This window comes from Bacillus sp. GW823-FHT06A10 (genome assembly GCF_058795375.1).
Window position 1 is genome coordinate 383,995 of record NZ_JBXAHT010000003.1, and the last position, 12,806, is coordinate 396,800.

The 12,806-nt window shown below is 37.8% G+C and carries 13 protein-coding genes; all 13 read right to left on the reverse strand.

Features of this window, described 5'->3' with window-relative positions:
- Positions 1-33: 33 nt before the first annotated feature.
- The 13 genes from AC1Q8M_RS22740 to nuoI all read right to left on the reverse strand — a co-directional run bounded on the left by AC1Q8M_RS22740 (position 34) and on the right by nuoI (position 12,798).
- Entirely contained in the window at positions 34-741 is a 708-nt protein-coding gene (locus tag AC1Q8M_RS22740) for an ABC transporter permease (protein ID WP_098661557.1), read from the reverse strand.
- Positions 741-1,583 (reverse strand): ABC transporter ATP-binding protein, encoded by an 843-nt coding sequence (locus tag AC1Q8M_RS22745; protein WP_000170823.1) that lies wholly within the window; start codon positions 1,581-1,583, stop codon positions 741-743. Before AC1Q8M_RS22745 ends, AC1Q8M_RS22740 begins: the two co-directional genes overlap by 1 nt.
- Before the next feature lie 181 nt (positions 1,584-1,764).
- Positions 1,765-2,772, reverse strand: coding sequence for a LytTR family transcriptional regulator DNA-binding domain-containing protein (locus tag AC1Q8M_RS22750; RefSeq protein ID WP_001185909.1), 1,008 nt, complete (start codon positions 2,770-2,772; stop codon positions 1,765-1,767).
- A gap of 97 nt (positions 2,773-2,869) precedes the next feature.
- Positions 2,870-3,889, reverse strand: a complete 1,020-nt coding sequence (spoIID, locus tag AC1Q8M_RS22755) for a stage II sporulation protein D (protein WP_000672651.1) — start codon at positions 3,887-3,889, stop codon at positions 2,870-2,872.
- A 208-nt stretch (positions 3,890-4,097) separates the two neighbouring features.
- Entirely contained in the window at positions 4,098-5,402 is a 1,305-nt protein-coding gene (gene murA, locus AC1Q8M_RS22760; RefSeq protein ID WP_000411275.1) for a UDP-N-acetylglucosamine 1-carboxyvinyltransferase, read from the reverse strand.
- Between the two features lie 39 nt (positions 5,403-5,441).
- Positions 5,442-6,146, reverse strand: a complete 705-nt coding sequence (locus AC1Q8M_RS22765) for a YwmB family TATA-box binding protein (RefSeq protein ID WP_000767913.1) — start codon at positions 6,144-6,146, stop codon at positions 5,442-5,444.
- A gap of 51 nt (positions 6,147-6,197) precedes the next feature.
- Entirely contained in the window at positions 6,198-6,434 is a 237-nt protein-coding gene (locus AC1Q8M_RS22770) for a DUF1146 family protein (protein WP_000057889.1), read from the reverse strand.
- 202 nt (positions 6,435-6,636) lie between these two features.
- Positions 6,637-8,151 (reverse strand): NADH-quinone oxidoreductase subunit NuoN, encoded by a 1,515-nt coding sequence (nuoN, locus tag AC1Q8M_RS22775; RefSeq protein ID WP_492334200.1) that lies wholly within the window; start codon positions 8,149-8,151, stop codon positions 6,637-6,639.
- A 7-nt stretch (positions 8,152-8,158) separates the two neighbouring features.
- A complete protein-coding gene (locus AC1Q8M_RS22780; protein ID WP_000998941.1) occupies positions 8,159-9,661 on the reverse strand; it encodes an NADH-quinone oxidoreductase subunit M in 1,503 nt (500 codons plus the stop codon).
- Positions 9,658-11,520, reverse strand: a complete 1,863-nt coding sequence (gene nuoL, locus AC1Q8M_RS22785; RefSeq protein ID WP_000568236.1) for an NADH-quinone oxidoreductase subunit L — start codon at positions 11,518-11,520, stop codon at positions 9,658-9,660. Before nuoL ends, AC1Q8M_RS22780 begins: the two co-directional genes overlap by 4 nt.
- 30 nt (positions 11,521-11,550) lie before the next feature.
- Positions 11,551-11,865, reverse strand: coding sequence for an NADH-quinone oxidoreductase subunit NuoK (nuoK, locus tag AC1Q8M_RS22790; RefSeq protein ID WP_000100079.1), 315 nt, complete (start codon positions 11,863-11,865; stop codon positions 11,551-11,553).
- Entirely contained in the window at positions 11,858-12,382 is a 525-nt protein-coding gene (locus AC1Q8M_RS22795; protein WP_001012812.1) for an NADH-quinone oxidoreductase subunit J, read from the reverse strand. The genes nuoK and AC1Q8M_RS22795 overlap by 8 nt, the downstream gene beginning before the upstream one ends.
- Positions 12,379-12,798 carry an NADH-quinone oxidoreductase subunit NuoI gene (gene nuoI / locus AC1Q8M_RS22800; RefSeq protein WP_000677191.1) on the reverse strand — a complete coding sequence of 140 codons (420 nt, stop codon included), beginning with the start codon at positions 12,796-12,798 and terminating at the stop codon, positions 12,379-12,381. The genes AC1Q8M_RS22795 and nuoI overlap by 4 nt, the downstream gene beginning before the upstream one ends.
- Positions 12,799-12,806: the final 8 nt, after the last annotated feature.

Here is a 12,806-nt window from a genome sequence, read left to right on the forward strand (position 1 = left end):
AAAAGAAAAAACTGAGCACTTTTAGCTCAGTTTTTAGTCTAATTGTTTCTTTTTATACACCATAATACAAAGAATGATAAGACATATAGTCCAAATTGTATTGTTTAAAATATGTTCTTGAATCGCAATAAATCCTTCTCCCTTTATAACTTTTGGCAATGCTTCCATAACATGATTTGTCGGAAGAAGATTAACTACTTTTATAATAAATTCATTCTTAACCATTTCCTTTAACATCGGCCCCATTATGAATATTATAAAAATTGGAAGCCCCAATATAGATGTTTGTGCTATATTTTGGGATAGTAAGCCAACTATAGTACCTAAAACGACACATAACAATGTTCCTATTAAAATAATAATAACTAGCATACCAATATTTCCTTTAAAAGTATCTAAAATCACTAAACTAATAAAACTAGATGCTAGTACAAAAAATACAGTTAATACACTTTTCCCTAAAATAACTTCTATTGGACTTGCTGGAGACAACATCAATACTCGTAACGTGTGTTTTTCCTTCTCCTCTGCAATAATAATTGCTTGCACATAACTTCCCACCATGGTAATCGTCATTACAATAATAAAACCTGCAAAGAACTCTTTTATAGAATCCATATTACTATAGAATACAGCAAGTAGAATAGGTAATAGCGCCATTAATATAACTTGTGAGTTTTTACCTGCATCATTTATTTCTTTTCTTACAATAGCCGAAAACCGTTTCATTGAAAATGTCATTATAATCCCCTCCCAGTAACTTCAATAAAGATATCGCCTAGCGTTGGTTCGTGTGAATGAATAGATAACAGTTCGCCCTTTTTCATCCATTCTGAGATACGTTTTGCGCCTAATTCATCTTTTTGCACTACTTCTTTTTGTTTATCTTTTAATACGACCTGTATTTGATCCTTAGCGTATTGTAAGCGTAGGTTCTCTGGCGTATCCAGCGCTACAATTTCTCCGCCACACAGGAAGGCAATGCGGTTACAAAGCGTTTCTGCTTCATCCATGTTGTGAGTCGTTAAGAAAATTGTCGTTCCTTCTTCATTTAAGTCTTTTAAGATTTTATGAATGTTTTGTACGTTTACTGGATCGAGTGCAGATGTTGGTTCGTCTAAGAAGAGGATATCTGGTTTATGAAGGATTGCTCTTGCCAGTGTGACGCGTTGCTTCATTCCCTTTGATAGTTTCTTTACTGGTGTTTTTTTATCATCTAATAAATTTACTTGTGTTAGTACTTCATCGATTCTTTCTTTTTTGCAATCGTATAAGTCACAAAATAATAATAAGTTATCATAAATGCTAAGTCTTTCATATAAGCCGCTGTTATCTGTTAAAATACCAATTCGTTTGTAATCGATGCTACTTGGTCCTGTAATATCTTTCCCTAATACTCTTACCGTTCCAACACTATGAAGCAATTGAGAAGTTAAAATTTTTACTGTTGTCGTCTTACCAGATCCACTCGGTCCGAGGAATCCAAAAATCTCTCCTTGCTTCACCTCAATATTTACATTTCCAAGTGCCGTTTTTCCGTCGAAACTTTTCATTACATCTTTCATTTCAATTGCCAATGTCATTTCTTCATCCCCTTTGTTTTTCTTCTTTATAGATGAAAGTCGCTTTAGCGCTTTTCGTTTGTTTGTTTCGCTTTTCTTGACTCAATCATATGAAAAACAAAGGGTAGGCGCAGTAAAATACCGGTAAAAGGAGTATTTTTACCGGTGAATGAATCGCATGTTGAGCTTATTGGAGCACTTTTTATAGCCCAATCACGCCTTTTAATTCATCCATTCGTCCTTTTGAAAGCGGAATTGAACTTTTTCTTTCGTCATCCAAAATTAAACTGAAACTGTTACGAGTCCATGTAATCACTTCTCGTACTCTTTGTAAATTTACAAGGTACGAGCGATGACATCTAAAGAAACCAAAACCTGTTAATCTCGCTTCTAGTTCACTTAATGTTAAGGCACATACGAAATCGCCTTCACGAACGTGAATATGTGTTACTCCATTTTGCGTTTCAATGAAATGAATTTCCATCGGATCAAGTAAAATGATTTTATCGTTCACTTTCGCTGGTATTCTTTCTAACTTCATTTGCGGAATCATTTGAATGACTTTTTCTTCATCGACTTCTTCCACTTCCTCTTGCTCAATTTCTATCTTTTTCACACCATCGTTGTTTAATATGTATACATCCTCTGTTAACGAAAGGGCATCCGATAGAAATGATGACGTAATAAAGATTGCCTTTCCTTGCTCTTTCATTTTCATGATTGCTTTTCGAATAATAACCGTACTCTCTGTATCTACATTTTGCTCCGGTTCTTCCAAAATGATTAAATCCGGATTATGAATCATAATTCGTCCAATATGAAGACGACGCTTCTCTGAAAATGATAGTTTTTCTATTTTAACGTTTAGTCTATCTAGGAGACCAACAGGCTGCACAACTTCTTCTATACTTATCTTTGATTCATAAAGCCCTATTAAAAACTTAAAGTATTCTTTCACCTTCAAACGATCATATGCTTCATCTTTCAAAAAACAAAAACCGATGCGGGAATAATTTTTCTTTCCAATTGCTTCTCCTTCAAACAGTACATTGCCAGTTGAAGCTTCTTCTTCACCAATAATGATGCGGTGTAACACTTTAGCTGTATGATTATTGCATTGCAAAACAATACATTGTCCTTTTTCAACCTTTAGCTCAATTTCTGGTAACTGGTTCGTCTTCTCTAACTGTTTCAACTCCAGTAGCGCCATTCCGTCTCCTCCAAATACTTTTTATCCTATTATATCAAACAATTAATGGAAAATTATCCTATTTCAAACAAAAAAATAGATGCCAGAGTTCTGACACCTATTTCTTCACCATCAATTTTCCTTCATAATCATTCATCGTCTTTATTTCAACGCCTTTATAGTAATGAGCGACGATATCTGTATATTTCTTTCCTTCCGCTGCCATGCCGTTCGCCCCGTATTGACTCATACCAACGCCGTGACCGAAGCCTTTCGTCGTAACGATGATTTTATCTCCTTGTTGTTTCCACGTGAAATCAGAAGAACGTAAATCTAACTTTTCACGAACTTCTTTTCCTGTTAATGTTTTTCCTTGAAAAGCTACATCCTTTACACGCTTTCCTTCCGTAAGGTCTTTAATGTTTCCAACCTTCCCGTCTGCTAGCACTTTCACACCGAGACGTTTTTGAAAATCAGCTACTGTAAATGTTTGCTCGCTCGTAAACTTTGGTGAGGCTTGATCCCACGGACTATCTACACTTTTCAAGTACGGATAATCATTTCCCCAATAGTCAGCTGCATTTTCTGTTCGACCATTACTCGTTGAAAAGAAGGATGCTGAAATTGGTTTTCCATCATACGTTAAAACTTGTCCTGCTGTTTTCGAAACAGCTTCTTCGATTTTCTTCAAATTATTTTCGTAGTTATTGCCCCATTGCTTCTTCAATTCATCTTTGCTTTTGTACACTTGATCTTTCACCGTATCTGTCACGTCTGCATTATTTTTCTTTCCTCCGCTTAGCATACGTTGCACTACAAATGTTCTTGCTGCTAATGCCTGTGCCTTTAGTGCCTCTATTTCAAAACTGGCATTCATCTCAGAAGCTACTACACCGGTCACATACTCCTCCATAGGTAATGATTCTACCTTCTTTTGTTTCTCACGATATACAGCAACTTGAACAGCTGTATCTACTTTTCCTGGAGCTGGTATACTTTCTATCGCTGGAGGAGTTTTAGAGGCCGTTTCTTCCCCTACTTTTGCTTTCGCAAATGGGATAACAAGGGCTGCAGGTACAATGATAACGAGCGCTATTAAGAGCGCTACTGTAATAAAAAGTGGCTTTGAAAATTTCATCCTATTTTTCCCCCAATATAAAAGCTTTACTCCATTCATTCTTATGGAACAACTCTTTCTTTTAGAACATACTTAAGGGGAAGAGCATAAAACGGAAATTTTCTAAATATTTTTACTGGTACGTGCATAAGTATAGAATTTATTGACTATAACAGTAATAACCCAAAAAAAATAGCCCCTATGTCAAAAGACATAGAGACTATTTCAATTAAGCGTGAAGATCAGAAACTTCTTGTTCTTTCACTTCTTCTACTTTTTCGTTTACACGTTCAATAGTTGCACCTAATGCAGCTAATTTCTTATGGAAATCTACATAACCACGGTCAAGATGTTTTAACTCAGTTACACGAGTATAACCTTCTGATACTAAACCAGCTAAGATTAATGCAGCTGCAGCACGTAAATCAGTTGCGCCTACTTCAGCACCTTGTAAGCTGTTTGGACCGTTCATAATAACAGAACGACCTTCAATTTTAATATCAGCATTCATACGACGGAATTCTTCAACGTGCATAAAGCGGTTTTCGAATACCGTTTCTGTAATCATGCTTGTTCCATCAGCTTGTAGTAATAATGCCATCATTTGTGATTGCATGTCTGTTGGGAAACCTGGGTGAGGCATAGTTTTAATATCAACCGCTTTTAACTTATCTGGGCCGATAACACGTACACCTTCGTTTTCCTCAATAATTTTAACACCCATTTCTTCCATTTTCGCTGTAATTGAGCGTAAATGTTCAGGTACAGCATTTTCAATTAAGATGTCTCCACCAGTAATTGCTGCTGCAACCATGAATGTTCCCGCTTCAATACGGTCAGGAATAATAGAGTGGTTTGCACCATATAATTTATCAACGCCTTCGATACGAATCGTTCCAGTTCCAGCTCCGCGTACTTTCGCTCCCATCGCATTTAAGAAGTTAGCTAAGTCAACGATTTCTGGTTCTTTCGCTGCGTTTTCAAGAATTGTTGTCCCTTTTGCTAATGTAGCTGCAGACATAATGTTTTCTGTCGCGCCTACGCTTGGGAAGTCTAAGTAGATTTTAGCTCCTTTTAGTTCTCCCTCAACATATGCCTCAACAAAACCGTTACCAACCTGTACTTTTGCTCCCATTGCTTCGAAGCCTTTTAAATGTTGGTCAATTGGACGTGAACCGATTGCACATCCACCAGGAAGTGCAATACGAGCACGACCGTTACGTGCTAATAATGGTCCCATTACTTGAACAGATGCACGCATTTTACGTACATATTCAAATGGTGCTTCAATGTTTAGTTCTTTAGAAGAATCGATTGTTACTTGATTATTTTCAAATACGACTTCAGCATTTAAATGACGTAATACCTCATTAATTGTGTATACATCAGACAAAACTGGTACTTCAGATAGTACATTCTTTCCATCACTCGCTAATAGGGCTGCAGCGATTATAGGTAATACAGCATTTTTTGCGCCCTCAACACGCACTGTGCCGTTTAACCGCTTTCCGCCACGGACGATGATCTTTTCCAAATTATTCCCCTCCGTGTCCTTTTTTCAGTATCTATTCACTCAATACTCAGAAGTTATGATCGGTGTGCCAACCACAATTGTATCTTTGTTGTCTGTAGAACGTATTGCTATTTGCACATTTATTTTCTCTCTATTTGTTGAAAGAGCGTCATCCCACTTTTTATTGTATGCGGAGACTGACACAAATGCTCTTTCTTCTACTTGTTCGATCGCTCTTGCTGAAAGATCTTTCAAAACCTGATTGGTTTTATTTTGCAAAACACCTTCAATCTTATCATTCAGTACACCTTGAACACAAGTGTAAATTATAGGTTTTTCACTAAAAATTTTATTCACTTTTTGAACATACTTCGGGTCCCATTTCGCCCCACTTACTTCAAAGATAATGAAAGTGTTTTCTTTAGTATTTTCTTTACTCCAAGTTACTACTACTCGTTCTTCATGAGAAGCAAACTTTTTATAGGATGTAGCTTTATATCCATCTGGAGATTGCTCTACTTCCCACTTTTGAATATTTGCCTTGTCCTTCACATCGTTTAACAACTTTTGAAACGTATGTATATTAGAAATTGTTTTTGTTTCTCTAGCTAACCATGACCATTTTTCTACTTTAGCATCATTTTTCTCTAAAGCCTTGATCATGCTCTCCATTTTCTGTTCATCGCTTATCGGTTTCATCTCTCTATATCCAACCAAAAATAAAACAACACTAAGTGCAACAATAAGAATGGCTTTAAGCTTCAATTTCATCCCCTCCTATCCCCATTGTTAACGGAGATTTGAGGTTCTATACACTTACTTTACTAAATACGTTAAACTCTTCGAATAGCCTAAATAATCAAGGAAAAAGTTACTTACAGATGTCCCAATTGCAATTGTAATTAAGATGAGTAATACTCGCGTCTGCAGCACTTTTCCGGACTTCATTAAACGCTCAATGTGAATGCCTTGCAAAGCCCACCACGTAATGGTAATAAACAATAAATGCGAAACAATGGCAATCAGTGCTTGTTGCCCTAAAAGTTGTGCCAAAAAATCGACCCCTTTTTACTCAGCTACTACTTATGAAAGAATATAAAAACGATACCATAATAAGTAGGAGCCACACTTTTTCAAATGCAAATAGACATCTTACATTTTACATCGTGATTTTCTTTCAAAAAACGTATATCTACATTACAAGTTAACACAAAATAAAAAGCGCAGAGTACTGACTCCACACCTTTTATTTTCACTATTGTACCACGTTCCCTAAGAAGAAGAAATCTTTCATTAATGGAAAATATTCATAAAAGAAATTGTACCCAATCATCGGCATAATCCCTAGTATTACAATCGAAATTGCACAAAGACTCATAACAACCTTTATATTTAACGGTAACCGTATCCTCTCTTCTGTCTCTCCGGTGTGGAAAAACATTTGTTGTAAAATACGGAAATAATATACGAATGAAACAACTGTCGTACCCATCATAATCGAAGCTAGTACGTAATGTGCTGGCTCTACATGAAGCGCGCCTAAAAAGATGTTAATCTTTCCAATGAAGCCAGCCGTCCCTGGTATCCCGGCCAGCGATAAAATAAAAATTGTCATCATGATCGCTGCAAATGGTGATCTCTTATATAATCCGGTGAAAATCGTTATGTTTTCCTTATCGTTTTGTAAGATTAAGCCGTGGATAATGGCAAACGCGCCTATATTCATAAGCATGTATGCCAGCATATAAAACCACATGCTATCCAGCGTAAATGGTGATAATGCCACAAGTGGAACGAGCAAATACCCAGCATGCGCAATGCCTGAATAAGCAAATAAACGTTTTACGTTGTATTGTTTTAACGCGACTACATTCCCAACAATCATCGTAATACTTGCTAGCACCGCAATATATATATTCATATGCCCATATAAAGATTGCATATCTCCTTGTATTAATACACTTGCAAAAACCATAAGGAACAAACGAATAATGAGTAGGAACCCAGCAATTTTAGAAATCGTTCCAAGAAAAGCGGTAACAGGTGTAGTCGCTCCTTCATACACATCAGGTGCCCACATATGAAACGGCACTGTGGCAATTTTAAATGAGAGACCGACTAGCAATAAAAGAAATGCCAGAGCTAGCAATAACTGAATACCACTAGCGAGCTCCCCAGTGAGTACCTTTTGCATATCTACAATGTTAGTTGAACCTGTAATACCGTATAAATAACTCATTCCAAAGAGCGTGATCGCCGTTCCAATTCCTCCGCTAATGACATATTTCATTGCCGCTTCATTTGATGCACGGTTCTTTTTTCGTATTCCGACTAAAATATAAGAAGAAAGTGAAAGTAACTCTAAACCAACGAAAAGGGTGATAAAGTCAACACTAGAAGCCATGAACATCGCACCAAGAAGTGCCATTAAAAATAAGTAATAATATTCGCCCTTATCTTCAATCGGATTCTTCTTATCATCGCTCATTGCGATGCATAAAATGAGCGCTGAGGCGCCTAATAACAACGTTTTAAACCCTTTTGAAAATCCATCTAACACAAACGATCCATTTAAAATATCTCCAGCTGGTTCGCTATATAGCGTAATTAATGAAACAATTGCTAATACGATGGCAGCAATCGCACCAAGAGCTACATATCTATGGTTCAGCTTAAAAAACAAATCACATATGGAAAGAAGGATGGCGGCCCCGAGAATAATAAATTCTGGCACCATTAGATGCCACGATAAGCTAAGTAACGTATTCATATCCATCCTACTTCACCCCCAATGTTTTCAATGTATTTTGAAGCGGATCCCCTAGTATCTCTGGCATAACTCCAATTACAATAATACAAAAGATAAGTAGTAAAACAGGGACGTACTCCCATCCATGTATATCAGATTTTTCTTCCCACTCTTTCTTTCCAAATGTCACTTGAAGTGTCGCTCTTAATACGTATACAGCAGTTAAAATGATGCCAATCACACCGACTGCAGCAATGACGGGCTCTCCTTGAAATAAACCGAGAAAGGCAAGAAATTCGCTAACAAACCCAGACATCCCTGGTAATCCAAGCGATGCCATTCCTCCTGCTAAGAAGAAGCCGCTAAGTACTGGGACACTTTTTGCGAGTCCACCAAGCGCTGTAATTTCTGATGTTCCGAAACGTTGTTCTATAACACCGAGTAAGAAAAACAGCAAGGCTGCAATTAAACCGTGCGATACAACCTGGAATAACGCCCCTTGTGTACCCGGTGCATTAAGTGACGCAAGTCCCATTAACACAATTCCCATATGCGAAATACTAGAGTAAGCCAGTACTTTCCTAAAGTCCGTTTGGATGAGCGCTAAAAAGGAACCGTATAATAAATTAATTACACCTAATATCGCAATTAGCGTTGCAACATCGTGAAAATATTCCGGGAATAGCCCTTTTCCGAAGCGAATAATACCGTATGCTCCAATCTTCAGCAAAACTCCAGCATGAAGCATAACTACAGCTGGATGCGCTTCTATGTGCACATTGACCATCCAACGGTGCAACGGAAAAACAGGTAGTTTAATTGCAAAGGCAATCATTATGGAAATAAATACACCAAGCTGCAAGCTACTTGGGATGATGAGTTCTCCTTCTGCACTTACGCTTCTTAATATCTCTTTCAGCTCCACAATATTTGTTGTACCTGTTTTCGCGAACAAAATTGAGAAAACAATGAGCAAAATAGCTGAGCCAATACCGTTATATATTAAATAACTATACGCAGCCTTTTCGCTCGACAATTTCCCCCACTTCCCAATCAATAAGAACATTGGTGGCAACGTAATTTCAAAGAAGATAAAAAACAACATTAGATTTTGAGCAGCAAAGACGCCGAGCATCCCTATTTCTAGCATGAGTAACAGCATATAAAATGCTTTTAAATTTCTTTTAATAGAAAAGGCTGCAATTGCTGCGAGCATCGCTAGAAGAGCCGTCAGCACCATCATAACAAGCGACAAACCATCAATACCGAGCTCGTAATAAATAGAAAACCACCTTTTATCCACCGCTGTAAAATCTCCGAACTTAATCCATTTCACCTTTTCATCAAATAGTGACAAACTCTTTCCAGAAGCATATGTACAAGCGAGGACGATAGCGATTCCAAATGGAAGTGCCGTCCCAAATAAGCCAAGCGCCCGCACTGTACGCAATTCCTTTTTCGGTGTTAATACAAGCAATAAAATTCCTAAAAGCGGGGAAAAAATGAAGAACGTTAACAACAAATCATTCATCGTAAATCCCCTCCTGTATAGAGCAAAATAATGACGAGTACAGCGAGCGAAACCGCCGTTACAGTACCGTACACTTGTACATTCCCGTTTTGAAGTTTCGATCCAAGATTACTTGTACCTTTAACTACGCTTCCAATTAAAACTGCAATTCCCTCGACTACATACACTTCAAATAAGCGAAGCACATGAGCGATTCCTTTTGTAATAGGGATCACCGTCATGTTGTATAGTTCATCCACATAATATTTTTCCTTCAAAAGATTATAAAGCGAGGTTTCCGTACCCCCAGCCCAATCTCTAGAAATTGATTTCTTGCCATATATGAAATATGCAAGAGCGATTCCCGCAAATGAAACGAGCGTCGCAACAATCATAATCCAAACTGGCCCATGCGCTTCTTCAACCTTGAACCCTACATCTTTTGTCAACCAATCTCCGAGAAACGTACCGAACCATGGTGTATTTATATATCCTGCCACTACTGCGAGAACGCCGAGAACAATCATTGGATACGTCATAACGCGGGGCGACTCATGCACATCTTCCTTCGTCTTCGTTTCTCCGGTAAAGACAAGAAAGTATAGGCGGAACATATAAAACGCTGTCAAAAACGCCGCAATTACTGCTAAAGTAAATAAAACGTAATTGCCATTCATCCAAGTCGCCGCTAAAATTTCATCTTTGCTGAAAAAACCGGAAAGGAGCGGAACACCGCTAATGGCAAGGGTACCTATTAGAAATAGCGTACCAGTTACTTTCATCTTCTTCTGTAAACCGCCCATTTTATTAATGTTTTGCGTATGCACTGCATGAATTACACTTCCCGCTGCCAAAAATAGTAGTGCTTTAAAAAAAGCATGTGTCGTTAAATGGAAGACACCGGCTACATAACCTGCAGAACCTAACGCAAGCATCATATATCCAAGCTGGCTAACTGTAGAATAAGCAAGTACTCTCTTTATATCTGTTTGCACGAGACCGATAGAGGCCGCAAAGATTGCAGTGAAAGCTCCAACGATTGCCACGGTCTGCATCGCCACTGTACTTGCTGAAAATAGAGGGAACATCGTCGCTACTAAATATACGCCTGCTGCAACCATCGTCGCGGCGTGAATAAGTGCCGAAACAGGCGTTGGCCCCTCCATTGCATCTGGCAACCACGTATGAAGCGGGAACTGACCTGATTTCCCCATCGCCCCGATAAAAATTAATATTGCTGTTATCGTAATCATGTAAGGAGGTAAATCCCCTGTATAAATCGCCCTAAATATTGCGTCATATTCAAAACTACCTGCGTACCAAAAAATTAAAATCATCCCGATAAATAAACCAACATCCCCAATACGTGTCATAATAAAAGCCTTTTTTGCAGCAGCCTTCGCTTCTTCTTTAAAGAAATAAAAACCGATAAGTAAAAATGAGCCAAGGCCAACTAATTCCCAAAATATATAAAGCTGTAATAAATTCGTTGATATAACAAGCCCTAACATCGCAAATGTAAAGAGTCCTAAATATGCGTAAAAGGTTGGTAATCGTTCATCACCTTTCATATAACCTTTCGAATACACATGTACAAGCAGACTCACAAGCGTAACGATAAATAACATTAAAGCTCCTAATGCAGTCACCTCAAAGCCGAATGATATATCCACATCTCCAGCTCTAAGCCACACCCACTTATGCTTCACGCTTGCTTCTGAAAACCTTTCTATTAACACAAGTACCGCAAGTATAAAGGAGAGAAAGACGAAAAAAATACTAAGTACGCTGCTTCCTTCTCTAATTTTCTTCCCGAATATAATAAGTAACAAAAACGAAACGAGTGGGAAAAGCGGTATGAGCCATGCATAATCGATCATTGTTTCCTTCCCCCTTTTTCGGTCACAATGCTATCCTTTGAGCGTATCCATTTCATCTACCTGAACTGTCGTACGATTACGATACAAAGCAATTAAAATAGCGAGTCCTACCGCCGCTTCTGCTGCCGCTACAGCCATCGTAAACAGCGAGAAAATTTGACCTGTTAAATTCGGAAATAGGCCTAATTTACTAAACGCCACTAAGTTTAAATTGGCAGCATTCAGCATTAATTCGATACAAACTAATACGATTACTGTATTCCGCTTTGTTAAAGCTCCAAATAGACCGATGCAAAACAAAATAATCGCAAGCGTTAAATATGCAGAAGCTGGAACGCTACTCATTGGAATCCTCCTCTTTCTCGTCCTTTTTCGCAAGTATAATCGCGCCAACGAGTGCTACAAGTAAAATAACTGAAGTTAGTTCAAATGGAATAATATATTTTGAATAGAGAAGCGTACCGATTTGAAGTGTGTTATTTTCATGGAGAGGTAAACTTCCTTGTGTGCTTTCATTTGCAAAATCAACATTATTAACAGCGAAATACATAACCGCTCCAAATGCTACAACTGCAAAGAAGATAATCCATTTTCGAAGAGTAAGACGCGATTCATTTTCCGCGTTATGTTTCGTTAACATAATGCCGAAAATCATAATAATTGTGATTGCACCAGAGTAAAGTAAAATTTGTGCAACGCCTATAAATTCAGCTGATAAAAGAAAATACAAACCTGCAATGCTGAGAAATGTCAGAACGAGAGCTAGCATCATGTGCATAACTTTCGTTAAGTTCAACATAAGAACACCGCCGATAATTGCAGACAAGGATAGTATAAAGAATGCTACAAACTCGCCATTCATGCCTTATTCTCCTTCCTGACGTTTTCGTCGTTTTCGTCAAGCCACTGCAAATTTTTAAATAAGTCATCACGTGAATATTCCGCGAGTTCAAAGTTATTTGTCATGACAATTGCCTCTGTCGGGCAAACTTCTGTACATAAATCACAAAGAATACAAATTTCAAAATTAATATCATACGTGTCGATAATTTTTCCTTTTTTCGTAGGATCTGGATGTTTCTTTCCTGTTAACTGAATACAGTCTGTCGGACAAATGTTAGAACATTGATTACAAACAATACATTTCTCCGGATAAAATTTTTGAATCCCCCGAAAACGGTCTGGCAACGGCAACGGCTGATTTGGATAATCATACGTTACCTTCTTCTTGCTCAAATTACTTAATGTATATTTTAATCCTTTAAATAGTCCTTTCATCTCTTACT